This window comes from Streptomyces sp. NPDC033221 (genome assembly GCF_055577005.1).
Window position 1 is genome coordinate 191,849 of the sequence record NZ_JBVIQN010000010.1, and the last position, 23,890, is coordinate 215,738.

The following is a 23,890-nucleotide window of genomic DNA, read 5'->3' on the forward strand; positions in this document are numbered from 1 at the left end:
GGCCGGGTCTTCCGGACCATCCGCACCAGGGCGTTCCGGGAGGCCCCGCCCCAAACCCACCCGTCCGTGTGTTCGGGTGGCAGCTGGACCTGTCATATCCGGCCGATAGGCTGGCGGAATGACGCGTGCCGAGCTCCCTACGGTCGTGACCCCCACATCCGGCGCCCTCGTCGCGGACTCCCGCGAGCGCGCCGTGCGAGCCCTGCTCCGCTTCCCCCCACTGAAGCGGCTCTGGAGCGCACAGTTCGTCGGGGCGATCGGCGATGCCCTGGCCCTTTTGGTGCTCGTACTGCTGACGCTGCAAGCGGCGGTGTACGTACCCTTCGGCGGCCAGGCGGCCTTCGGCGGCGGCTATCGGGGCGCGGCCCTCGCCGTCGCCGCCGTCTTCGCGGTCCGGATGCTGGCCACCCTGCTCTCCGGGGCGGTGCTGCTGGGCCCGCTGTCCGCGCTGACCGCGCCGTCGGGCCCGCTGGACCGCCGCTGGACCATGATCGGCGCGGACGGTTTGCGGCTGGCGCTGCTGGTCGTGGCCCCGCTGTGGATCGACTGGACCCCCGGCAGCGCGCTGATCTGGCTGCTGGCGACGGTCTTCGTCACCGGCGTGGCCGAGCGCTTCTGGACCGTCGCGCGGGAGAGCGCGGCGCCCGGACTGCTGCCCGCGCCCCCCGCCGAGGGCACGGCCGTCCGCCCGCTGCCGGACAACCTGGACGCGCTGCGCCGCCTGTCGCTGCGTACCGCCTTCGTCGCGCTGCCGGTGGCCGCCGCCGGCCTGATCGTCGTCGCGCTGGTCAGCAGGCTGCTGGCCAACGGCATCGACTGGTTCGCCGACCACCAGGCCGCACTCGCCTCGTACGTGGCCTCCGGCCTCTTCGCCGCCTCCGTCTCGATCCTGTACTTCCTGGAACTCCCCGGCACGCAGACACCGCGCCCGCGCTCCCCCCTGGAGGGTCTGCGCCGCCCCAAGAGCGACGCCGGCGTCGACCGCGGCCGTACGAACGCCGTACCGCTGCTGGTCCTGGCCTGCGCGGCGGTGGCCGGCGCGATCGCCGCGGCCGTCTCCGTCGCGGTCCTGCACGCCGGTGACCTGGGCGGCGGCCCGGTCGCCTTCGGGCTGCTGGTGCTGGGCCTGAGCGCCGGCCCGGTGGCCGGCATCCGCGGCGCGCGCAAGGTACTGCCTGCACTGTCCCGGCGCCGCCTGCTGGCCCTCGCCGTCGCCGTCACGGGCCTGGCCCTGCTCGCGGCCGGACTGGTCCCGGACACCACCACGGTCGTCCTGCTGACCCTGCTCGCCGGAGTGGCGGCGGGCATCGCGGCCAACACCGGGCACACCCTCCTGGACCAGGAGACGGAAGAAACCCGCTCGGCCCGCACGACCGAGCACCTGCACGCGGTCGTACGGCTCGTCGTCGCACTGGCCGTCATCGTCGCGCCGCTGCTCGCCGCGGTCATCGGCCCGCACCACCTGGCAGGCGACAAGAACGTCTTCTCGCACGGCGGCGCGGCCTTCACCCTGATGCTGGTCGGCGCGCTGCTGCTGCCGGTCGCCGCGTGGGTGCTCGGCAAGGTCGACGACCGGCAGGGCGTCCCCCTCGGACGCGACCTGCGCGAAGCCCTGCGCGGCGGCGACCCGGACCAGGCACCGGCTCCCACCGGCTTCTTCATCGCCCTGGAGGGCGGCGACGGCGCCGGCAAGTCGACGCAGGTCGAGGCGCTGGCCGAGTGGATCCGCGGCAAGGGCCACGAGGTCGTGGTGACCCGCGAGCCGGGCGCCACCGCCATCGGCAAGCGGCTGCGCTCGATCATCCTCGACGTGTCCACCTCGGGCCTGTCGGACCGCGCCGAGGCGCTGATGTTCGCCGCCGACCGCGCCGAACACGTCAACAGCGTGATCCGCCCCGCCCTCGAACGTGGCGCGGTCGTCATCACCGACCGCTACATCGACTCCTCCGTCGCCTACCAGGGCGCGGGCCGCAACCTCGCCCCCACCGAGATCGCCCGGATCTCCCGCTGGGCCACCGACGGTCTCGTACCGCACCTGACCGTCCTCCTCGACGTCTCCCCGGAGACCGCCCGCGAGCGCTTCACCGAGGCCCCGGACCGGATGGAGTCCGAGCCCGCCGAGTTCCACCAGCGCGTCCGCTCCGGCTTCCTGACCCTGGCCGCCGCCGACCCGGCGCGCTACCTCGTCGTGGACGCCGGCCAGGAGCCGGAGGCCGTCACCACCGTCGTACGCCACCGCCTCGACCAGGTGCTGCCGCTGTCCGAGGCCGAGATCAAAGCCCAGGCAGAGGCCCGTAAGGCCGCCGAGGAGGAAGCCCGGCGCAAGGCCGAGGAAGAGGCCGCCCGCAAGGCCGAGGAGGAGCGCAAGGAGCGCGAACGGCAGGAGCAGCTCGCCAAGCTGCGGGCCGAGGAGGAAGAGCGCAAGCGCCGCGAGATCGAAGAGGCCAAGGCCCGCGAGGCCGCCCGCCAGGCCGAAGAAGCACGCAAGCGCGCCGAGGAGGCCCGCCAGGCCGCCGAGGAGGAGCGTCAGCGGCGCGAGGCCGAGGAGCGCGCGCGGCAGGCCGAGCAGGAACGGCTGCGCAAGCAGGCCGAGGAAGAGGCACGGCTCCGCAAGGAAGCAGAGGAACGCCGCCTGGAGAAGCAGCGCAAGGCCGAAGAGGCCCTGCTGCGCGCCGAGCAGGCACGCCTGGCAGCCGCGGCCGAGGCGGAAGCCAAGGCCAAGGCCGAGGCGGAAGCACGGGCCAAGGCCGAGGCCCAGGCCGCGCGCGAGGCCGAGGAAGCGGCGGCGCGGGCGGCGGAGGCCGCGGAGGCGCCGACGACGGAGACGCCGATGGCGGGGCTGGAGCGGCAGGGGCGTTCGGAGCCTACGGAGCCGAAGGCGGCCCGTACGGATGCCGCCGCGTCCTCGGACGCGGAGGAGACCGCCGTCCTGCCGCAGCACCGGGACGCCCCGGGCGCCTCCGACGAGACCGCGGTGCTGCCGCCCGTACGGCCCGAGGCGGGCCGGGGCTGGCAGGAGCGCGAGCAGGAGCGGCGCGGGGGCGATCCGGCGGACCGTGTTCCGGCGTGGATGTTCCGCAAGGAGGAGGACGGCCGCACGGAACGGCGGTCGGGTGCCTCCGGCGCCTCCGGTGTCTCCGATGCCTCCCACGTCTCCGGTGTGGAACGCACGAGGGAACTCCCGCAGATCGACCCGGCCACCGGCGAACCGGTCGAGCCCGTACGGCGCCGCCGCCCGGAGTGGGCGGAGGAGACCCCGCTGGACGACCTCCCGACGCTGGCCGACGAACTCCTCGGCCCGCGCGAGGACGAGGACGACCAGCGGGGCCGCGGCCGGCGGGGACGCCGGGGCTGACACCGGCGAACCGGTGACGCGTACACACGACGCGCATATACACAGGGCGAGCCCCTGGCAGCTGTCTCCCGACCGCCGCCAGGGGCTCGCCCCTTCCCGGCCTCCCTCTCGCCCGCCCTCCGGCCCTCCGGCCCGGGCTGTCAGTGCCAGGCCCCACAATGGAACGAGCACGGGGCGCGGCGCGACGACACAGGAGAACGGGTGTCGCGAGGCGGCGCGACGGCACCGGCAGGACGGGCTGGACGGACAGACAGGAACGGCGGGCAGCGAGATGGCTGTGTGGGACGACGTGGTCGGGCAGGAGCGCCTGACGGAGCAGCTTGCCGCTGCCGCACGCGACGCGGACGCGCTGGTCACCGCCGAGGGCGCGGCCCGCAACGGCGCCGACCCGATAGCGCAGTCCGGCGCGTCGAAGATGACGCACGCCTGGCTGTTCACCGGCCCGCCCGGCTCCGGCCGGGCCACCGCGGCGCGCGCCTTCGCCGCCGCTCTCCAGTGCGTCAGCCCGGACCGCGCGCTCGGCGGCGTACCCGGCTGCGGCTTCTGCGACGGCTGCCACACGAGCCTGGTGGGCACCCACGCCGACGTCGAGATCGTCCGTACGGACCTGCTCTCGATCGGCGTCAAGGAGACCCGCGACCTGGTCCGCCGCTCCTCCATGTCCCCGTCCGGCGGCCGCTGGCAGGTCATCGTCCTGGAGGACGCCGACCGCCTCACCGAAGGCGCGGGCAACGTCCTCCTCAAGGCCGTCGAGGAACCCGCTCCCCGTACGGTCTGGCTGCTGTGCGCCCCTTCCATCGAGGACGTCCTGCCCACCATCCGCTCCCGCTGCCGCCACGTGACCCTGCGTACGCCGCCGGTCGCCGCCGTCGCCGACGTCCTGATCCGCCGGGACGGCATCGACCCCGACGCTGCGGCGGCCGCCGCCCGGGCCACCCAAGGGCACATCGGCCGCGCCCGCCGCCTGGCCACCGACGAACGGGCCCGCGCCCGCCGCAACGCCGTACTGAAACTGCCCCTGCGCATCGACGACATAGGCGGCTGCCTCAGGGGCGCCCAGGAACTGATCGACGCCGCGACGGAGGACGCCAAACAGGTCGCGGAGGACGTCGACGCCAAGGAGACGGAGGAGCTGCGCGCCGCCCTCGGCGCCGCCGCCGGCACGGGCGGCCGCCTGCCGCGCGGTACGGCGGGCGCCATGAAGGAACTCCAGGACAAGCAGAAGCGCCGCTCCACCCGAACCCAGCGCGACAGTCTCGACCTCGCCCTGACCGACCTCACCGGCTTCTACCGCGACGTCCTCGCCGTCCAGCTGAACGCCACGGTCCCGCTCGCCAACGACGAGGCGCGCGACAGCGTCCGGCGCATCGCCTCCTCCTCGTCCCCGGAGCGCACCCTCCGCCGGATAGAAGCGGTCATCGCCTGCCGCCAGGCCCTCGACCGCAACGTGGCACCGCTCCTGGCGGTGGAGGCGATGACAGCGGCCCTCCGCAAGGGCTGAGGGGCGCCCTCCCTCACCCATACGAGGGCCAGCTCCTACACGGAACGTCCCCGCCCGGATACGCTCCGTCCCACTGTCGCGCGTCGCCGACTCATCACCGACTCAGGGACGGACCGCCATGGCCACCAGCCGCCTGCTCCGCACCGCCGGTACCGTCCTGACGGCCACCGCACTGCTCGTCTCCGGCTGTTCGTCGGGCAGTTCCCCGTCGGGCGCCGCGGCCTCCGGACAGCCGACGAACGGCCGTGCGGGCGCCGGCGGCGCCGACCGCGACACGGCGACGGCCACCCTCAAGCCCCTCCCCACCGCCGTCCCCGCCACCCTGCGCCCGTACTACGACCAGCGCCTGACCTGGCGCGACTGCGGCATCGTCGGCTTCGAATGCACGACGCTGAAGGCCCCGCTCGACTACGGGAAGCCCGACGCCTCCACCGACCTGAAGCTGGCCGTCTCCCGTAAGAAGGCCACCGGCCCGGGCAGCCGCCTCGGCTCCCTGATGGTCAACCCGGGCGGGCCGGGCGGTTCGGCGATCGACTACCTCCAGCAGTACGCGCCGCAGCCAGAAGCCGTCCGGGCCCGCTACGACATGGTGGCCATGGACCCGCGCGGCGTAGCCCGCAGCGAGCCGGTCACCTGCCTGTCCAACGCCCAGATGGACGACTTCACCCGCGTCGACCAGACCCCTGACGACGACGCCGAGACCGACCGCCTGACCTCCGCCATGCGCGCCTTCGCCCAGGGCTGCCGCACCCGCTCCGGCGCCCGCCTCGGCCACGTCTCGACCGTCGAATCGGCGCGCGACATGGACGTCCTGCGGGCCGTCCTCGGCGACGGCAAACTCACCTACGTGGGCGCTTCCTACGGCACCCTCCTCGGCGCCACGTACGCCGGCCTCTTCCCCTCCCGCGTCGGCCGCCTCGTCCTCGACGGCGCCATGGACCCCGCCCTGCCGGCCCGCACCATGAACCGCGACCAGACCGCCGGCTTCAACACCGCCTTCACGGCCTTCGCCAAGGACTGCGCCAAACAACGCGACTGCCCCCTCGGCACCGGCGGCCCCGACGAAGCGGGCCGCCGCCTTTCCGCCCTCTTCGAGAAACTCGACGCCCACCCCGCCCCCACCGGCAGCCCCCGTACCCTCACCGAATCCCTAGCCACCAGCGGTGTGACGGCCGCCATGTACGACGAGGGCGCCTGGCCGGTCCTGCGCGAATACCTCGCCGAGGCCCAGAAGGGCGACGGCCGCGGCCTGCTGGCCCTCTCCGACTCCTACTACGAACGCGACCCGGACGGCACCTACGCCAACCAGATGTTCGCCAACCCCGCCGTGAACTGCCTCGACCTCCCCGGCTCCTTCTCCGGCCCCGACGAGGTACGCGCCGCCCTCCCCGCCTTCCGCAAGGCCTCCCCGGTCTTCGGCGAAAGCTTCGCCTGGGCCGCCCTGAACTGCGCCTACTGGCCGGTCAAGCCCACCGGCGAACCCCACCGCATCACCGCCGACGGCGCCGCCCCGATCCTCGTCGTAGGCACCACCCGCGACCCGGCCACCCCCTACCCCTGGGCCCGCTCCCTCGCCTCCCAGCTCACCTCCGCCACCCTCCTCACCTACGAGGGCGACGGCCACACCGCCTACGGCCGCGGCAGCGACTGCATCGACACCACCATCAACACCTACCTCCTCGAAGCCACACCCCCACCCCCCGACAAGCACTGCTCCTGACCCCCGAGAACCCGGTTCGGACCACCCCCATCCGATGTGTAGACTGGGCCCCGCACCACGCCGCCTTAGCTCAGTCGGCCAGAGCGACGCACTCGTAATGCGTAGGTCAAGGGTTCGATTCCCTTAGGCGGCTCAGTTGAAAACCCCAGCTCAGAAATCGTCTGAGCTGGGGTTTTTCATTCAGTTCCCTTCGCGTCGGCGAGGGGGCGCTGGGGGATTCGCCAAGCGTGTACATGATCGAATGCGCAGACGCTTCGTGAGCGGCCGCCTTCCCGGGCAGCCGCCGCTCGGTCGCTGCGTGGGCCAGGTGACATCGACGCCCGGCGAAGCTCATGCCGGACGTTGTGCACGTCCACTGGCGGCGTCTGGTTGCTTTCGCTCGATGGGCTCGGCGATCGGTGCGTAGTGTCAGGGGGATCCGAACGCGTTCGGCGGCGCGTGTGATGTCGGGGATATCAGTTGACGGGCTGCGAATGCCGTGGAACCACTGTCACGTGCCCACCTTTTGCGTTGATGAAGCTTTCGAGGTCATCGCCGTGAAGCTCTCGAATCTCTTCATCGTGGGCAAGTTCTGCGGGGCCGAAAATTGAACCTGAGAATCCACGGAATATGGTGTGTTCATCGATCCTGACCTGGAAAGAATTTTCCTGTGCCGTTGCATCCGTCAGATCCGAGCCACGCAGGTTCACATCGAGGAAAGAAGCGCCCATCAGGCGTGCGCCACGGAAGCTCGCATTTGATGCGTCCACGCTGTACAGTGAGGCCTTCACGAAATCCACCCTGTCGAGGGTCGCGTCCCGCATAGTCGCATCGTCCAGGTTGGCTCGCACCAGTGAAGCCCCGGTCAGGTTGGCTCCGGAAAGGTCGGCGCCTTGGACGTCGGCGCGATAAAGTTCTACGTTGGTCAGATTCGCATTGGACAAATCGGCGTCGGTGAACCATGACTCGCTGAAGTCACCGCAGGACAGGTCGGCGCCGCTGAAGTCGAGCCCTACCGCGTCCAGCGCCTGCCCTTCAGGTGTGGCGAGCCACTCCCGCAAACGGTCTGCTGCGACGGGGTCGGCAGGAAATTTGCGAGGCGCCCAGCCTTTACGGGTACCAGATGACATGGTATTCCCAGCCGTTCTTCTGGACGATGAGCTTGATATCGTCGATCGCCGATTGGTTTGTATTTCGGACGTCCAGGATAACAGTGCGTATCTTGTCGACAATCTGTTCGGAAAGTTTCTTGACCCATCTACCGTTGTTCGACGGGTCGTAAGCACCTCGGAATGGCTGCGACTTGCCCCGGACGTTGTTGAACGGTGGCCAGTCGGAGTGAACGCCCTTGATGTCGTAGTATTTTCCCGTGCTCGGCGAGTAGAACTCGCCCCGATCAGCCTCTAGTGGGCGCTGGATATCTTGGGGAAGTCTGGTTTGTTCTCGAATATCCAATCCCACCCTGGCCTCGTCCTTCGAGGGGTCTGAGATTCCACCGTTTTTGTCCGGGTCGCGTTGAAGGTGATCAAATTCCTCGGGGTTGCGTTGCTCCACCTCCCCGAGGTGGCCCCAGTGCTCAGCGCGTTCTTGCGGTGTCAGTTCCGGAAGCGGTTCGTTGGGGCGCCCAGGACCGTCGCCTGGGCGTGGATGCGTCTCGCTCCCACGCGGCTCATGGCCACCGCCACCTCCGGGCGGCGGTTCGTGCGAACTGCTTGCTGTTCCTGAGCCGGACGTCGTCTCATGTCCCGAGTCGCCGGTGTCGTGGCCACCAACCATCGATGCGTTCGACGGTCTGGGCAGTACTGTTCCGTGAGTTGTCCAGGCCGCCACCGCCTGGGGAGTGGCTGTTGGCCGGCGCATGCGCGCCCGCCCCGGTGTAATCGTTGGCTTTGGTGTCACCCGCGCGCGCCGGCTCGGACGCATCGGACCCCACACGCACGACCTCATCGCCCCGTCCGCCGACACCCGCCGTCACGCGCTGCTCTTGGCGGGGTGGGGTGTCTACGCGGGGTCTATCCGCGCTGTCCGCAGGCGTGGACGTCAGGTCCCTGGGCGCCGCGCCGGCATGCTGCTCGATGGACCCGTCCGGGCGGTAGATGTTGCCGTCGACGTCCAGGTAGCGCGGTGGGCCGTCGGTGGGAAGGCGGACCGTGCCCGAGGGGAGAAGGGTGAGATGGTCTGGGGCTTTTACGGTGCCGTTGGGGAGTCTGGTGAAGCCTTCCGGGGGCGGGCGGCGCGGAGTGCGTCCTGACGAGCCGGAGTACGGCGCCGTCGGCGATATCGGCGGACGCCAGCGTGCTGTCGTGCGGAAGCGCCGACCCGTCGGACGTGATCAACTGCCGGGATGTCGGCCGCGACCCGGGCCGGTCGCCCAGCAACTTCAGGATGTCCGGGATCAGCTGACCTACCGGTGTGTCGGAAAGCAGCACGATGTCGGCCCGGCGTCGCTCGCCGACCAATGTCACCCGGCTCAGCTGAGCCTGGGGCGTCGTCGCCCGGTTCACCATGCGCGGGAACCTGTCATCGGGGCACCGGCGCACTTCCGGCCCCACTGGGCGTGCCGCTGTTCTCGGTCTTCGCTCGGTCCTGCGTCAAGAAATCGCCCCCCGCCACGGTAGTCCGCTGCGTTGTTCCCCGGAATGCTGCAAAACCTTGCAAAGCTCCGCCCGAATCTGATCAATGGATTCTAGGTCTTGGCCGGCTGCTCGTACTGCCGTATCTGGCCTCGCTGCTTGTCCTGCTCGGCCTTCTGCTGCGCCAGCGTGTGCTGCAGGAACGACCACGCGACACGCACAGGACGGCCGCGACGACGATTCCGGCGGACACCTTCCCGAGCCGCTCGTCCACCGAGCGCCGCCCCCGCTGGGCACCGAACAGCAAGGCATCACGCATCCTGCGCCGGCGTACCGCCACCGACTCCAGCAGTTGACTGTCGTAATCCCGCGCCATTCCGCCCCCTCGTGCCGTGCTCTGCAACATGAGGCATGGGTGTGACAGAAGGGCACGCGGACAACGCCTTTGGCCGGAGCCGACCGTCGAGCCCCACTGAAGCAAATATTTCGCGTTAAGGTGAAGGCGTGAATGGCAGCGTGAGTGAAGGTTCCGGGGCCGCGGCCAAGGGCAGCAGGAAGGCCGCTCGCCCCGGTGGGCGTAGTGCGCGGGTGCAGGAGTCGGTGCACCGGGCCGTACAGGAGCTGATCGCCGAGCGGGGGCGGGACGGGCTGACCGTGCCGCTGATCGCGGCGCGGGCCGGGGTGACGCCGTCGACCGTGTACCGGCGGTGGGGTGACCTGCAGGAACTGCTGTCCGATGTGGCGGTGGAGCGGCTGCGGCCGGAGGGGGCGCCGGAGGACCACGGCTCGCTCCGTGCCGACCTCGGCGCCTGGGCCGAGCAGTTCCTGGACGAGATGGCGTCCGCGGCCGGGCGTGCGTACATCCGGGACGCGCTGGCAGGAGACCCGGATGGCAGCAACGCTGGGCAGTGTTCCGAGTACGCGGCCGAGCAGGTACGGGTCCTGCTGGAGCGGGCGGCCGGGCGAGGTGAGGCGGCGCCTGAGCTGGAGGAGGTCATGGATCACCTCGTGGCGCCGATGATGTACCGGATTCTGTTCCGGCCGGGGCCGGAGACGGGGATGGCTGGGGCCGGGGCGGCTGGAGTAGGGGTGGGGGCGGGCGTTGGTGCTGGTGCTGGTGCCGCTCCGGGTTACGCCCGGGGGCTGGTGGAGCGGCTACTGCACGGCTGCTGACGGTTACACGGGGGCCACTGCCGGAACCGGACGGTGGGCGGTCTCGTACGCGTGGCCGAGCCGGAAGAGAACGGATTCGGCGAGCGGGCGCCCGATCAGCTGCATCCCGATGGGGAGGCCCTGGTCGTCGAGGCCCACGGGTACGGAGAGAGCCGGGAAGCCGGTGAGGTTGGCGGGGGCGGAGAGGCGTACGTAGGCGTCGGAGACGGGCTCGGTCGAGCCGTCGGGCCAGGTGAAGGTCTGCTGGTCGGCGAGGGCGGCGGTGGCGGGGACGGTGGGGGCGGCGAGTACGTCGATGCCGTCCAGCCCCTCGGAGCCGCCCGAGCCGTCGGCGCTGCCGGTGCCGCGGAACAGGTCCAGCCAGGCCTGGTGCATCAGAGTGCGGGCGCGCTGGGCGCGGATGTAGTCGGTCGCCGGGAAGAATTCGCCCGCTTCGAGGAGTATCCGTACGTCGTCGGAGTACAGGTCGGGGTCGGCCCGCAGCGTGTCCTGGTGGTACGCCGTGGCCTCGGGGACCATGTGGCCCCACTGGGCGGCGTGGACGTACTCCGTCATCGGGATGTGTACGGGTACGGCGGTGGCGCCGAGCGCGGTGAGCGCGTCGACGGCGGCCCGTACCGCTGCCGCCACCTGGGGCTGGACCCGGTCGAAGTAGTAGTTGACGGGGACGCCGACGCGCAGGCCGGCGACCGGTGTGCCGAGGGCGCGGGTGTAGTCCTCGCGGGGGTGGTCGAGGGACGCCGGGTCGCGCGGGTCGTGGCCGGCGAGCGCCTGGAGGACCAGGGCCGCGTCACCGACCGTACGGGTGATCGGGCCGACGTGGTCCAGCGACCACGACAGGGAGGTCACTCCGTGCCGGGGCACCAGGCCGTACGTCGGCTTCAGGCCGACGACATGGTTGAGCGCGGCGGGGACGCGGATCGAGCCGCCGGTGTCGGTGCCGAGGGCGAAGGTGGCCGTGCCGGCCGCGACGGCGACCGCGGAGCCGCCGCTGGAGCCCCCGGCGACATGCCCGGGTGACCAGGCGTTGCGGGTCTGCGGGGTGGTCAGGCCGTACGCGAATTCGTGGGTGTGGGTCTTGCCGATCAGTACGGCGCCCGCCGCGCGGAGCCGCTCCGTCACGGCGGCGTCCGCGTCCGAGGTGTGGTCGGCCCGTACCCGGGAGCTCGCCGTGGTCGGTACGCCGGCGACGTCGATCAGGTCCTTCAGTGCCACGGGGACGCCGTGCAGCGGGCCGCGGTGGTGCCCGGCGGCGATCTCCCGTTCGGCTTCGGCGGCGGAGCGGAGCGCCGCGTCGGCGGTCACCGTCACATAGGCGCCGGACTTGGCGTCCACGGCGGCGATCCGGTCGAGGACGGAGGTGGTGAGTTCGACGGGGGAGAGGGAGCGGTCCGCGATGAGGCGGGCGGCTTCGGTGAGGGAGAGGTGGTGGGGGAGGAGAGGGGTGGGAGTGGAGGTGGGGGTGTGTGTCATGAGGACTTCCGGGGGAGGTGGGGGTGCGGGACGGCGGTGAAGGCGGGGGCGGGCGGGGTGTCGCCCAGGGGCAGGCGGCGCAGGGAGCTGACGACGGTGTCGATCACGTTCACGGTGGCGGTGACGCCGGCCAGGCGGTCCTCGGGGAGCGGCAGTCCGGCCCGGTGGGCCAGGCGGGCGATGTCTTCGGGGGAGAGGGCGGGAGCGGGCATGGCGCCTCCGTGGGGAGGTAGGGGCGGTCGGGGCTGTTAAAAGCTATTGCTTTGCGTTTGGTGAGCGTAGAGGGCTAGTCTTGATTAAGGCAAATATTTAGCTTTTGGTTGCCGGGTGGGGGCTCCCTGCCTGTGTCGTCCCGTTCGGGTGCGGTTGGTGCTCCCGTCCTGGTCCCGGCCCCGGCCCGCGCTCCCGCCTGACCGTATGGAGGTCCCATGTCCCGTCATCCCGAATCCCCCTGGCGCGTCGGCGACATCGTCGTGCACCGCATCGACGAAGTCGTGCTGCCGCCCGAGACCGGCGCCTGGCTGCTCCCCGAGGCGACGCCGGAACTCGTCTCCGAAGTGCCCTGGCTCGCACCGGCGTTCGCCCGCCCCGACGGCACGCTCCGCGCCGCCGTGCACACCTTCGCGCTGGAGATCGACGGTTTGCGCGTACTGGTCGATACGGGGATCGGCAACGGCAAGACACGCGCCAACCCCGCCTGGGACCGGCTCGACACGCCCTACCTCGACCGGCTCACCGCCGCCGGCTTCCCGCCGGAGCAGATCGATTACGTGATCCTCACGCACCTCCACGCGGACCACGTCGGCTGGAACACCCGTCTCGCACCCGACGGCAGTTGGCAGCCGACGTTCCCCCGCGCCCGCTACCTCACCTCACGCGCCGAGTACACCTACTGGTCCGGCGTCGACATGGAGGAGAGCCGCCGTCAGATGTTCCGTGACTCGGTCGAACCCGTACGGGAACACGGCCTGCTCGACCTGGTCGATGTCGCCGCGCCCGGTACCGAGATCCTTCCGGGGCTCACTCTCGTTCCGACGCCCGGCCACACGCCCGGCCAGAGTGCGGTCGTCCTGCGCAGCCAGGGGCAGTCGGCCGTCATCACCGGCGACTGCGTGCATCATCCCGTGCAGCTGGCGCACCCGGAGCTGTGCAGCAGTGTCGACATCGATCCGGATGAAGCCGTACGGACGCGCCGGTGGCTGTTCGACGAGGTGGCGCGGAGCGGCGCGCTGATGCTGGGGAGTCATTTCGCGGCACCGACCGGCGGGCTGGTGCGCCGCGAGGCAGGCGGGAGTGGGGATGTGAGCGGAGACGCGGGTGGGAGTGGAGATGAGGGTGGGAGTGGGGGTGTGGGGCGGTATCGGCTGGTGAATGTTGGTGAGGAGTGATGTGAGGGGGGCGATGGAGGGGCGGCGGAGGCTTTCGGTCGTGGCGGCGCGCCGGGGTGCGCGCTCCCCGGCGTACGCGCCCCCGCATGGCGGCATGGCTGAATGCTCATGGGCATATCGGGGCAAGGCTGTCGCAGTCGTTGCTGTCTGCGGTTGGCGTGCCCGGGAGGCCCCTCGATGAACCAGAGATCGTTCCGTATCGCGGCGGCCACCGGATGCGCACTGCTGACCGCGGCCCTGACGCCCGTATGCGCAGGCAGCGCGAACGCCAGTCCGGGTACCGCCGGTCAGGTGACGGCTCCTCTGGCCGGTGTCGTGCGCTTTCCCTGGCTCACCGGCCCGGTCGTCGTCGCGCACCGGGGCGCTTCCCGGGCGGCTCCGGAGAACACCCTCGCCGCGGTGGACGCGGCGGACCGCCAGGGCTTCACGTGGGTCGAGAACGACGTACAGCAGACCCGGGACGGCAAGCTGGTGGTGATGCACGACCCCACGCTGACGCGGACCACCAACGCCCGGCAGGTGTTCCCCCAGCGTGCCCCTTGGCGGGTACGCGACTTCACGGCCGCCGAGATCGCCCGGCTGGACGCCGGAAGCTGGTTCGGCAAGCGCTTCGTACGTGAACGCGTCCCGACGCTCGCTGAGTTCCTGCGGCGCATGGAGGACCACGACCTGCGGCTGCTGCTGGAGATCAAGAACCCGCAGCACTACCCCGGCATCGAGGCGCGCATCGTCAAGGAGCTGTCGGGTGCCGGCTGGCTCGACCGGGGGCATGTGCGCCGTCGGCTGGTGGTGCAGAGTTTCAGCGCGAGCAGCGTGCAGAAGGTGCACCGTCTGGTGCCCGCCGTCCGTACGGGGTTCCTGGGCAACCCGCCGCTGAACGCGCTGCCGTCGTACGCGCGCTACGTCGACCAGATCAACCCCCAGCTGTCCAGGGTGAACGCGCAGTACGTCGCCGCCGTCCACCGGCTGCGCGGCGTTCACGGCCACCGGATGGAGGTCTTCGCCTGGGACGTACCGCTGCAGAACCACGCGCGGATCGCTTCCGCTTACGGCTTCGACGGGGTCATTGTCTGAGGCAGACGGACAGAAGACCCCCTCCCGCCCCCCGCGTTCTCCTGGGCCTGCCCCCCCGCGTACCGCCCCACACCCCGGCCGTCTCGTAGGGTCGCAGGTGTGACCAGCCGCCCCGGGGCGCGAAGCCAGGAGGGCAAAACCAGGGCGCAGAAGGAGCAGAGGGCCGATCATGACCGACACCGTCTGGGGCGGGGACCAGCTGGACCTCGACGTGTATCTCGCGCGCATCGGATACGAGGGCGAGCGCGCCCCGACGGCGGCCGCCCTGCGCGAGCTGCACGCCCGGCATGCGGCCGCCTTCAGCTTCGAGAACCTGGAGATCGTCCTGGGCCGGCCGGTGCTGCTGGACCTGAAGTCGCTCCAGGAGAAGATGGTCGGCCGCCGCCGCGGCGGCTACTGCTACGAGCAGAACCTGCTGTACGCCGCCGCGCTGGACCGGCTCGGCTTCCGGGTCTCCGGGCTCGGCGCCCGTATCCGCATGGGCGAGGCCAAGATCCGGCCGGTCACCCACGCCCTGCTCAAGGTGCGGCTGGACGGCGAGGACTGGATCACCGATGTCGGCTTCGGCGGGGAGGCGCTGCTGGAGCCGGTGCCGCTGCGCGAGGGCGTCGAGGCCCGGCAGGGCGGCTGGACGTTCGGCTTGGTACGGGAGGGGGCGGACGGCACCTGGGTGCTGCGTTCGCGGCACGAGGACGGCTGGTTCGACCTGTACGCCTTCGGTCCCGAGCCCCGGTACCCGGCTGACTACGGCGTCTTCAACTACTACATCTCCACCCACCCGCGCTCACCGTTCACCGGCCGGATGGTGGTCCAGCAGCCCGGCCCGGACCTGCGGCGCACCCTGATCGGTACGGAACTGACGCTGACCCGCCCCGACTGGTCCCGGGTGGTGCGCCAGGTGCCGGCCGAGGAGATCCCGGCCGTACTGGAGGCGGACTTCGGGCTCGTACTGGACGAGCGGGATGCTGCCGACCTGGTGGAGCTGCACCGGGAACAGCCGGTGGCGTGACGCACGCGGGCGGCCGGCAGCGTCCGAGCGGCCGCTACCGGACGACCGCAACGCCCTCGATCTCCACCAGCGCCGCCTCGTCCCACAGCCGTGTCGCGCCGATGACCGCCATCGCCGGATAGTCACTGCCGACCAGCCGTTTCCACACCTGGCCGATGGCCGCCGCGTTGCTGCGGTAGTCGGCCACGTCCACGGCGAAAACGGTCAGCTTGGCCAGGTCGCCTGGGCCCGCGCCGGCGGCCGCCGCCGCGGTCAGGAGGTTGGCCAGGGCCCGCTCGAACTGCTCGACGACGCCATCACCGACGATGTGGCCGGTGCCGTCGAGCGCGGTCTGGCCGGCCAGGAACACCAGTGTGCCGGGCGCGGCCCGTACGGCGTGGCTGAAGCCGGTCGGCGGCGACAGCTCCGGCGGGTTCACCCGTTCGAAACCGCCGGCCGCCGCCGGATCCGGCTGCCCGGCCCGCTGCCCGCGTTCCCGACCGTCACTCATGACCGATGCGCCCCCTCCGTAGCCAACTCGTACCGTACCCCCAGGGATTGCAGCGCGTCCCGCTCCTCCTGCGGAAGCTGTTCGTCGGAGATGACGAGGTCGAAATCGGCCAGTGGCGCCAGCTCGTACAGTGCCTGGCGCCCGAACTTGGAGTGGTCCACCAGCAGCACCCTGCGCCGTGCCGCGGCCATCAACGCCCGCTTGACCAGGACGTTCTCCTGCGCCTGGTGGTAGCAGTGGCCGTTGTCGACGGCGGAGGTGGACAGGAAGGCGACATCGGCGCGGAAGCTGCGGGCGATGTCGGCCGTGGACATGCCGAGGAAGGCGTTGAAGGCGGCGTGGTACTCGCCGCCCAGCGCGATCACCCGGATGTCGGGCTCCTCGGCCAGCTCGTTGATGACCTGGAGCGAGTTGGTGATGACCGTGTACGCGCCGCGCGAAGCGAGCGAGCGGGCCAGCGGCAGGGCGGTGCTGGAGTCGTCGATGATCACGGCCTGGCCGGGTTCGGCGATGGCCAGCGCGGCCGCGCAGATCGCCTCCTTCGCCGCCACCTGTTCGTTGCCCCGCCAGCGCGCGTTGGACTCGAACAGGGCGTTGGGCGCGGCGGTCGCCCCGCCGCGCACCTTGCGCAGCCAGCCCTGGTGTTCCAGGGAGTCGAGGTCGCGGTGGACGGTCATCTGGCTGACGCCCAGTTCCTGCACCAGGTCCTCGATGCTCACCTGTCCCTCGGCCAGCACCCGGTCCGCGATCCGCTTGCGCCGGTCCTTGGGGCCCAGCTTGCTCTCGGGCGCCGTCGCCGGTGCCTTGGCGGCCTTCGCGGACCGGTCCGTGTCCGTGGCCGGTGCCGAGGCGTCTGGAGTCCCTCCGGTGTCGGCCAACGCTGCTCCCTTTCCGTACGTTCTCGGCTGTCCGCCGAGTCTATGGCGTGGTCACGCCGGGGTGGCCGCCCCGGACGAAGCGTGCCCGCCGGGCGTCCCGGTCACCGCGTACGGGCGTAACCGGACGAACGCCGCCTCGTGGTGGAACGGCCGGGCCCGGTGCGCGGTGATGGTGTCCCGGTGTTCGGTGCGCTGGGCACCGTAGGCGTACGCCGTCATCTCGCGCAGGCTGCGCCATAGGGAGAAGGCGGCGACGAAGCCCGGCGGCCGGGCCATCGCGACCGACATGATCATGGCGGGATCGGCGGGCGGCCAGTTCGGACGCCAGGGAGTTGGCGCGCAGGAACGGGCCGAGGCGCCGGAGCCGGGTTTCGCCCAGCGTGCGGACCGCCACCCGCTCGTCCTCGTCCGCCGGGCGGGCGTCGGGCGCGATGTCGAGCGCCATGACGGACCAGGAGCCGCCCACCCCGAGCGGTTCCAGGCGGAAGTGCCGGCCGGAGGCGAAGTGCCGGGCCGGCGGGTGCTCCGCGAGGAAACGGTCCAGCGCGGTGTCGTCCTCCCAGGACGCGATGAGCGCGGCGCGCCCGGGGTGCAGCCGGGGCAGTCCGGCGGCGATGCCGCCGGTGAGCGCGGTCTGCGCGTACCGCAGGCCGGGCAGGGAACCGGGGCGCGGGCGGGACCGCAGGACACCGCCGCCCGCCTCTTCGCCGAACGCGGCTACGCCGGCACCACCATCGGCGACATCGCCGCCGAGGCGGGCCTCAGCAAGCCGATGCTCTACCGGCACTTCGACTCCAAGAAGGAACTCCACCTCGCCCTCCTGGAACGGCATCGCGACGAACTGGCCGCCGCACCGATCGAGCAGCTCCTGCACAGCGAGGGCGACCTGGTCACGCGCATGACGGCGATGTACGACGCATGGTTCGGCCACGTCCAGACGCACCCGTACACGTGGCGCATGATGTTCCGCGACACCACCGGCGACCCGGAGGTGCAGGACTTCCACCGCGAACTGCAACGCCGTCAGCGCGCCACCGACGTGGCACTGCTGCGGGAGTACGTCCCGGGCCTGTCCGAGGCCGAACTGGAACCGCTGGGCGAGGCGATCCGCAGTTCCCTCTACGGGCTGGCGCTGTGGTGGCTGGACCGGCCCGACAAGCCGCGGGAGGTGCTGGTCGCGGCGTTGGTCGGATCACGCGCGGGCTGGTCGCCACGGCTGGTGGCTGAGGGCGGCCTGGGGCCGTACCTGAAGCGCAGTACGCAGCTGTCCGGTCCAGGCAGCCGTCATCTCCCGCGCGAGCCGCGAATCCGGCGCGAACATCTCGAAGCCGTGCCAGGCCCCCGGTACGTAGTGCAGTGCGACCTGCACCTCGGCCTCCATCAGCCGGCGGGCATACGCGAGCCCGGTGTCCCGTAGCGGATCGAGACCGCAGACGACGACGCAGGCGGCGGGCAGACCGCGCAGGTCGGTGGCGCGGGCCGCCGCCGCGTACGGGTACGCGGCGGCCCCCTCGGGCGCGTAATGCCGCCAGCCCCGCTGGATGAACGCGCCGTCGGGCAGCCGCGGGTCGCCGTCCGCGGGCGTCGGGACCGTACCGGCCGTGTCGTCCAGGTCGGGCACAACCAGGGTCTGGTGGACGAGGGCCGGGCCGCCCCGGTCACGCGCCATCAGCGCGACGGCGGCGGCGAGCCCGCCCCCGGCGGACTGCCCGCCGACCGCGAGGCGCGCGGGGTCGACACCGAGCGCCGCGGCCTGCGCGGCCGTCCATTCCAGGGCGAGGTAGCAGTCCTCGGCCGCCGCCGGACACGGGTGCTCCGGAGCCAGGCGGTACTCCACGGAGACGAACGCGGCGCGCACTTCGCGGACCAGCTCGATCGCCGTACGGTCCTCGCCGGGCGGTGCCTGCCCGAAGGTGTAGCCGCCGCCGTGGAAGTGCAGCATCCCGGGCAGCGGGCCCGGCGCGTCCACCGGCCGGTAGACCTCCACGGCCAGCAGCGAACCGTCCGGCCGCGGTACGGCGAAGCGCTCGCTCGTCACCCCGTCGCGGTCCGCGGGGAAGTGCCGGGCCAGTGCGTGCAGGCCGGTACGGGTGCCCTCGATGTCGGCGTACGGGTCGAGCAGCGGAGGCAGCTCCTCCAGTACCGGCGCAAGCTCGGAATGGACACGCACAGCAGGCACTCGCTCCTCCCCTTCCCGTTCCGCCCCTCTTGCCTCTCTCTTCTCTTCGTCTACCCCGTCACCTCACTTCGCATCGGCGTAGCACTCCACCACCGCCGTACTGAACGGGAACCGCACCGGCGTCTCACCGAAGGCGATACGCCCCGCCAGCTCGGCGGCCTCCGCGACGGCCGCCGCCACCGTCGCGGCCTCCTCCTCGGGGGCGTGCACGATCACCTCGTCGTGCTGGAAGAAGACCAGCTCCGACCCGAGCGGCGCCAGTGAGCGGCGCAACGCGGCCAGCATCAGCAGCGCCCAGTCGGCGGCACTGCCCTGCACCACGAAATTACGGGTGAACCGGCCACGGGCCCGGGCGCCCGCCGTACTGCCGTACGCCGGTGCCTCCTCCTGCGGCAGCCCCGCCTCGTCGGGCGCCGCGACGGAGGCGGGCGGGCACGTGCGGCCCAGCCAGGTCCGTACGAGACGTCCCTCCTCACCCGCCCGGGCGGCCGCGTCCACGTACTCCACCGCGTCCGGGTACCGCCGCCGCAGGTCTGCCATGTGCTTGAGGGCGTCGCCGGACGTCTGGCCGTAAATGGCACCCAGCAGCGCCAGCTTCGCCTGCGCCCGGTCGCCCCCGAAAGCACGCGCGGCCAGGTCGGCGTACAGGTCGCGGCCGCTGCCCGCCACCTCCATCAGCCCCCGGTCCCGGGAGACCGCCGCCAGCACCCGCGGCTCCATCTGCTCGGCGTCCGCGACCACCAGGCGCATCCCCGGATCGGCCACCACGGCCCGGCGGACCACCCTGGGGATCTGGAGCGCGCCACCGCCGTTGGTCGTCCAGCGGCCCGAGACCGTGCCCCCGGGCAGGTACTCCGGGCGGAACCGGCCCTCGTGCACCCACTGCTGCAACCAGGCCCAGCCGTGCGCCGTGTGCAGGCGGTACAGACGCTTGTACTCCAGCAGCGGAGCCACCGCCGGGTGCCGCACCTCCTGCAGCTCCCACTTACGGGTCGAACGCAGCGTGATGCCGGCACCGGCGAACGCCTTGACGATCTCGCCCGGCAGATCCGGGCGCACCCGCACACCCTCCCCGAACGCCCGCGAGACCTCCTCGGCCAGCTCCGCCATCCGGCGCGGCTCCAGGCCGCCCGGATAGCGCTCGCCGAGCAGCTCGTCCAGCAACTCCCGGTGCACATCGGCCCGCCACGGCAGCCCGGCCCGGCGCATCTCGGCGGCGACGAGCGTCCCGGCCGACTCCGCGGCCAGCAGCAGCCGCATACGTTCCGGATGCCCGGCCCGCTCCGTACGCTCCAACTGCCCGGCGTACACCGCGAGCAGCGCCGTGAACTCGTCCACCCCCGGCGGCAACGGCACCGGACCCGGCTCGAACAGCGAGGGCTGGGTCTCCGCGCCGCGCACCGGCGGATCGTCGGGCACCGGCAGCCGGTGCAGCCGCGCCCAGGCCGCGGCGAGCGACCGGGGCTGGCCGGACTGGCCCTCCTCGTGCCCGATCAGCAGCGCCTCGGCCGCCTCGACGTCGTAACACCGCTCGACGCGGACGCCTGCCGCGAGCAGCTTCCGGTACGTCTCCGCGGTCGACCGCCACACCCACCGCTCCGCGTCCGGACACGCACGCACGGCCTCCGCCACGCTCCCCGCCCGGACCGGTACCCCCACGGGCCGCCCCGCCGCATCCACGGCACAGGCCGCCACGCCCCCGTCGCCGGTTCCCCCGACCACCCACCGCATAGGTCCACTTTCCCACCTCGGGCCACACGTGGCCCGGCGCCCTCAGGCCGCATGTGGTCCGTCCGTCCTTACGCGCCCGGCCGTCCTCAGGCCACCCGCGGCCCGGCCATCGCGGCTCCGCGTCCCGCAGTCACACCCTCCTCAAGCCATGACCACGTCCAACTCCCGCCCCGACCAGACGCCCAGCCTTTCGGCCTCCTCCGCCAGCGCCGCCTCCGGGAGGGCGGAGCCGTCGAACGTCGTTGTCCGCAGGGCCGAGTCCGTCAGGGACCACACGCCGACCACCCGGCCCCCGAGCACGACCACCGGGGATATCCACCCCGCCGCGCGGCTCACCTCCGCACGGTGGGCGGGCGGTATCAGGCGTGCGTCCGAGGTGCCGGGGCCCAGTACGTACTGGTCGAAGCCGGGAAGCAGGCGCAGTTCGCCGGCCGGGGCCGGAGCCGTCCCGGCCAGTTCCGCCACGTCGTCGGCCAGGACGAACGCCCGCTCCCCGTCCACGTACACCTCCGCCATCCGGTCCCGCAGGGACTCGAACCAGCCCCGCAGCACTCCCTTGCGCGTAGCGCCCCGCAGCAGCCACGCGTCGAACACCGCCGGTGTCGCGGGCCCGTGAGCGCGCAGATAGGCGGGGATGACGGTGGCCGCCGCCACCTCCGGATCCGGTATGCCGCGCCAGCCCGGCACCCAGGACCGGGGCGACGTGAACGTCACGTGCTGTCCGCGCGCCGGTCCCTGGCACAGCCGGCCCGTCCACGCGAGCGGCTTCAGCACCGTGCTCCAGCCGGACGCCAGCTGCTCACCGAGCCCGTCCAGCCCGCGTCGCCCGAGCACCGCCGCAGTCAGCTCCTGCCGGGTCAGCACCTGACCGTCCAGAATCTCGTCGACCGCCTCGCCCAGCGCTTCCATCTGCCGCGGGTCCACCCCGAAGGTCCGCTGCCAGGCGGGCTTCTCCCACGTCCGGGCGGCGGCGAGCAGGGAGAGATACGCGCCGGCCTCGCCCGCCGGCAGCAGATGCAGCGTCCCCCGCATGGCCCACGTCCTGATGAGTGAGCGCGCTTCCAGCGCTTCCCGAACGCCCGCCACCGACGGTTTCTCCTGCCGCACCGCGACGGCCAGCTCCGCCGACGAGGCGACCTGGGCCTGTACCCCGGCCAGCCGTCCGACGATCTCCTCGGCCGACGCGTCCGTACGCGGTACGAGACCCTGCCGCCGCAGCCGCCAGGCCAGCACCTGATCGTGACTCACCCGCACATCCCCGTTCATGTCCCCATTGCACACCACCCCACTGACAACGGCCCCGGCACAGCCCCGCCGCCGTACCGCGCCCGGCCCGTCAAGTCGGTGCGTCAACCCTGACGTTGGCCGGATACCTCCCCTACCCGACCCGCCCGACTGGAGGGAGAATGCGCGCGCCGACCCAGGTCAGGCACCCCGTACCTCTCATCCCGCGCCCCACACCCCGCCCACGGCAGACAAGGGAGTCGCCCGTATGGCCATCGCGCACCGCGCCATCGGTTCAGGACCGCACCCGGTGATCGTTCTCCACGACTGGTTCGGCACCTCGGCCGGCTGGGGGTCCGTCCTGGACTTCCTCGACCGGGAGGCCTTCACGTACGTCTTCCTCGACTGCCGGGGTTACGGCGACCGCAAGTACGTACCGGGCCGCTACGACCTGCCGGAGGTGGCCGGCGACGCGCTGGCCCTCGCCGACCAGCTCGGCTGGGACCGGTTCTCCCTGGTGGGCCACTCGATGGGCGCCAAGGCCATGCAGCAGGTGCTGGTCCGCGCGCCCCATCGGGTGAACCGAATGTTCGGCACCGCGCCGGTGCCCGCCGCCGAGTACCCGATGGACGACGCGACACACGAGCTGTTCTACGGCGCCTCGACCGACCCGGAGAAGCGCCGCGCCATCATCGACCTGGTGACCGGCCACCGCGCGAGCCGCATCTGGCTGGACCGTATGGTGCGCCACTCCCTCGACATCTCCCGCGAGGAGGCACACGCGGCCTATCTCGCCAGCTGGCAGCGGCTCGACCTCTCGGAGGCGGTCGCGGACGCGGCGAAGCGGCACTCCGTCCCCGTACGGGTGGCCGTCGGCGCGTACGACCTGGCGCTGACCGCCGAGCTGATGCGGGAGACCTGGCAGCGCTGGTACCCCCAGGTCGAAATCGTCACGCTCGAAGGGTCGGGGCACTACCCGATGCACGAGACGCCGGTGGCGCTGGTCACCACGATGGAGGAGTTCCTCCGAGCCTGACCCGGGTGCCAGGCCCGGGCCCGCCGCGGGCAGGCCCGAACCGGTGCGAAGAGACCGGACGGGCCCGGGCAGGCGCGAACAGGCCCGCTCCCGCATCCTCTGTCAGCATGGCTACGTACCGCCCGTAACGCCACCAACCCTGCGGAAGGTGGGTATACCGCCCACCGCGCGGCGCTACGGCGGGCGTGGCGGCCGACGGAGCGAGGTGCGGGAATGCGGGTGGCACTGGCGCAGACGGACTGCGGGCTGGGCGAGGTCGACGCGAACCTCGCCGTCGCGCGGGAGGAGGTCGAGAAGTCGGCGGAGCAGGGCGCCGACCTCGTCGTCTTCCCCGAACTGAGTCTGCACGGGTACCACCTGGGCGCCCTGCCCCTGGACGCCTCGATCGAAGCGCAGGACCCGCGGCTGCGCGACCTGAGCGTGCTCGGCCCGGACGTCCTCGTGGGCTTCCACGAGCACACGGTCCTGCGCGCCTACAACACGGCCGCCTATTACGCCGGCGGCGCGCTGCTGCACGCGCACCGCAAGCTGTACCTCCCCAACTACCTGTCCTGGGAGGAGCGCAAACACGTCAGCCCCGGCCAGTCGCTACGCGCGTACGACCTGACGAAATCCCCCAGCGGCGGCCGGGGCGCGACGCTGGTCTGCAACGACGCCTGGCAGCCGGTACTGCCCTGGATCGCCGTGCAGGACGGCGCCGAGGTGCTGTTCGTCCCCACCAACAGCGCCGCGAGCCTCGACCCGGAGGCGATGGACACCGGCTCGTACTGGGACACCCTGCTCTCCTACACGGCGCGGATGCTCCAGTGCTGGATCGTCTTCGTCAACCGCGTGGGCAACGAACACGGTGCCGCCTTCTGGGGCGGCTCACGGGTGGTGGACCCGCGCGGCACGGTGGTGGCGCAGGCCCCGAAATGGGAGCCCGCGCTGGTCACGGTGGACATCGACCCCTCCGAGGCCCGCCGCCAGCGCCGCGCCGTTCCGCTGGTCGCGGAGGCCCGCCTCGGCCTCATCGACCGCGAGGTGCGGCGGCTGATCGACGAGGGCGGGGACAGCTGACGCGGGCGAGGGGGGAGGGCACGCTCGTTCGGGTGAGATTTCGCCCGA

The 23,890-nt window shown here is 72.0% G+C and carries 19 protein-coding genes, 1 tRNA gene and 3 pseudogenes; 11 read left to right on the top strand and 12 right to left on the bottom strand.

The window, feature by feature from the left end; genetic code table 11:
• The first annotated feature begins 118 nt into the window (after positions 1-118).
• The 4 genes from tmk to ACZ53K_RS16165 all read left to right on the top strand — a co-directional run bounded on the left by tmk (position 119) and on the right by ACZ53K_RS16165 (position 6,709).
• The gene (tmk, locus tag ACZ53K_RS16150) at positions 119-3,355 is read left to right on the top strand and encodes a dTMP kinase (RefSeq protein WP_468836348.1); all 3,237 of its coding nucleotides are present in this window, start codon (positions 119-121) and stop codon (positions 3,353-3,355) included.
• Positions 3,356-3,626: 271 nt separating this feature from the next.
• Positions 3,627-4,856, top strand: a complete 1,230-nt coding sequence (locus ACZ53K_RS16155; protein WP_468836351.1) for a DNA polymerase III subunit delta' — start codon at positions 3,627-3,629, stop codon at positions 4,854-4,856.
• 118 nt (positions 4,857-4,974) lie between these two features.
• Complete coding sequence (locus tag ACZ53K_RS16160) at positions 4,975-6,576, top strand: alpha/beta hydrolase (RefSeq protein ID WP_468836354.1); 1,602 nt, start codon at positions 4,975-4,977, stop codon at positions 6,574-6,576.
• A 59-nt stretch (positions 6,577-6,635) separates the two neighbouring features.
• A tRNA-Thr gene (locus tag ACZ53K_RS16165) sits at positions 6,636-6,709 on the top strand.
• Positions 6,710-7,031: 322 nt separating this feature from the next.
• Here the strand turns inward: ACZ53K_RS16165 and ACZ53K_RS16170 are convergent.
• The 4 genes and pseudogenes from ACZ53K_RS16170 to ACZ53K_RS16185 form a co-directional block, all read right to left on the bottom strand.
• Positions 7,032-7,685 carry a pentapeptide repeat-containing protein gene (locus ACZ53K_RS16170; RefSeq protein WP_468836356.1) on the bottom strand — a complete coding sequence of 218 codons (654 nt, stop codon included), beginning with the start codon at positions 7,683-7,685 and terminating at the stop codon, positions 7,032-7,034.
• Positions 7,666-8,109 carry a hypothetical protein gene (locus ACZ53K_RS16175; RefSeq protein WP_468836358.1) on the bottom strand — a complete coding sequence of 148 codons (444 nt, stop codon included), beginning with the start codon at positions 8,107-8,109 and terminating at the stop codon, positions 7,666-7,668. The genes ACZ53K_RS16170 and ACZ53K_RS16175 overlap by 20 nt, the downstream gene beginning before the upstream one ends.
• Positions 8,110-8,777: 668 nt before the next feature.
• A pseudogene (locus tag ACZ53K_RS16180) lies at positions 8,778-9,062 on the bottom strand (EsaB/YukD family protein); the annotation flags it as partial.
• Between the two features lie 179 nt (positions 9,063-9,241).
• Positions 9,242-9,504: pseudogene (locus tag ACZ53K_RS16185) on the bottom strand (hypothetical protein).
• Positions 9,505-9,644: 140 nt separating this feature from the next.
• Between ACZ53K_RS16185 and ACZ53K_RS16190 the strand changes: the two are divergent.
• Positions 9,645-10,301, top strand: a complete 657-nt coding sequence (locus ACZ53K_RS16190; RefSeq protein WP_468836361.1) for a TetR/AcrR family transcriptional regulator — start codon at positions 9,645-9,647, stop codon at positions 10,299-10,301.
• 3 nt (positions 10,302-10,304) lie between these two features.
• On the opposite strand, the gene ACZ53K_RS16195 is transcribed toward ACZ53K_RS16190, so the two are convergent.
• Positions 10,305-11,774, bottom strand: a complete 1,470-nt coding sequence (locus ACZ53K_RS16195) for an amidase (RefSeq protein ID WP_468836364.1) — start codon at positions 11,772-11,774, stop codon at positions 10,305-10,307.
• Positions 11,771-11,986, bottom strand: coding sequence for a hypothetical protein (locus ACZ53K_RS16200; protein ID WP_468836367.1), 216 nt, complete (start codon positions 11,984-11,986; stop codon positions 11,771-11,773). Before ACZ53K_RS16200 ends, ACZ53K_RS16195 begins: the two co-directional genes overlap by 4 nt.
• Positions 11,987-12,202: 216 nt before the next feature.
• On the opposite strand from ACZ53K_RS16200, the gene ACZ53K_RS16205 reads away from it, so the two are divergent.
• From ACZ53K_RS16205 to ACZ53K_RS16215, 3 genes are all read left to right on the top strand, one after another.
• The gene (locus tag ACZ53K_RS16205) at positions 12,203-13,162 is read left to right on the top strand and encodes an MBL fold metallo-hydrolase (protein WP_468836369.1); all 960 of its coding nucleotides are present in this window, start codon (positions 12,203-12,205) and stop codon (positions 13,160-13,162) included.
• 177 nt (positions 13,163-13,339) lie between these two features.
• Entirely contained in the window at positions 13,340-14,236 is an 897-nt protein-coding gene (locus ACZ53K_RS16210) for a glycerophosphodiester phosphodiesterase (RefSeq protein ID WP_468836372.1), read from the top strand.
• 169 nt (positions 14,237-14,405) lie between these two features.
• The gene (locus ACZ53K_RS16215; protein ID WP_468836374.1) at positions 14,406-15,245 is read left to right on the top strand and encodes an arylamine N-acetyltransferase family protein; all 840 of its coding nucleotides are present in this window, start codon (positions 14,406-14,408) and stop codon (positions 15,243-15,245) included.
• 34 nt (positions 15,246-15,279) lie between these two features.
• Here ACZ53K_RS16215 and ACZ53K_RS16220 read toward each other — a convergent pair whose 3' ends face one another.
• The 3 genes from ACZ53K_RS16220 to ACZ53K_RS16230 are packed head-to-tail and all read right to left on the bottom strand — an operon-like array spanning position 15,280 to position 16,907.
• Entirely contained in the window at positions 15,280-15,735 is a 456-nt protein-coding gene (locus ACZ53K_RS16220) for a RidA family protein (protein WP_468836377.1), read from the bottom strand.
• The gene (locus ACZ53K_RS16225) at positions 15,732-16,613 is read right to left on the bottom strand and encodes a DeoR/GlpR family DNA-binding transcription regulator (RefSeq protein WP_468836379.1); all 882 of its coding nucleotides are present in this window, start codon (positions 16,611-16,613) and stop codon (positions 15,732-15,734) included. Before ACZ53K_RS16225 ends, ACZ53K_RS16220 begins: the two co-directional genes overlap by 4 nt.
• 51 nt (positions 16,614-16,664) lie before the next feature.
• Entirely contained in the window at positions 16,665-16,907 is a 243-nt protein-coding gene (locus ACZ53K_RS16230) for a hypothetical protein (RefSeq protein WP_468836382.1), read from the bottom strand.
• Between ACZ53K_RS16230 and ACZ53K_RS16235 the strand changes: the two are divergent.
• Positions 16,906-17,370, top strand: a pseudogene (locus ACZ53K_RS16235) (helix-turn-helix domain-containing protein); the annotation flags it as partial. The gene ACZ53K_RS16230 and the pseudogene ACZ53K_RS16235 overlap by 2 nt on opposite strands.
• Before the next feature lie 435 nt (positions 17,371-17,805).
• Here ACZ53K_RS16235 and ACZ53K_RS16240 read toward each other — a convergent pair.
• The 3 genes from ACZ53K_RS16240 to ACZ53K_RS16250 form a co-directional block, all read right to left on the bottom strand.
• Positions 17,806-18,783, bottom strand: coding sequence for an alpha/beta hydrolase (locus ACZ53K_RS16240; protein ID WP_468836384.1), 978 nt, complete (start codon positions 18,781-18,783; stop codon positions 17,806-17,808).
• Between the two features lie 72 nt (positions 18,784-18,855).
• A complete protein-coding gene (locus tag ACZ53K_RS16245; protein ID WP_468836387.1) occupies positions 18,856-20,523 on the bottom strand; it encodes a bifunctional 3'-5' exonuclease/DNA polymerase in 1,668 nt (555 codons plus the stop codon).
• Between the two features lie 141 nt (positions 20,524-20,664).
• Positions 20,665-21,771, bottom strand: coding sequence for a winged helix DNA-binding domain-containing protein (locus ACZ53K_RS16250; RefSeq protein ID WP_468836389.1), 1,107 nt, complete (start codon positions 21,769-21,771; stop codon positions 20,665-20,667).
• A 244-nt stretch (positions 21,772-22,015) separates the two neighbouring features.
• On the opposite strand from ACZ53K_RS16250, the gene ACZ53K_RS16255 reads away from it, so the two are divergent.
• Positions 22,016-22,783 carry an alpha/beta fold hydrolase gene (locus ACZ53K_RS16255; RefSeq protein WP_468836391.1) on the top strand — a complete coding sequence of 256 codons (768 nt, stop codon included), beginning with the start codon at positions 22,016-22,018 and terminating at the stop codon, positions 22,781-22,783.
• Positions 22,784-22,996: 213 nt separating this feature from the next.
• Complete coding sequence (locus tag ACZ53K_RS16260; RefSeq protein ID WP_468836393.1) at positions 22,997-23,842, top strand: nitrilase-related carbon-nitrogen hydrolase; 846 nt, start codon at positions 22,997-22,999, stop codon at positions 23,840-23,842.
• The last annotated feature ends 48 nt before the right edge of the window (positions 23,843-23,890 follow it).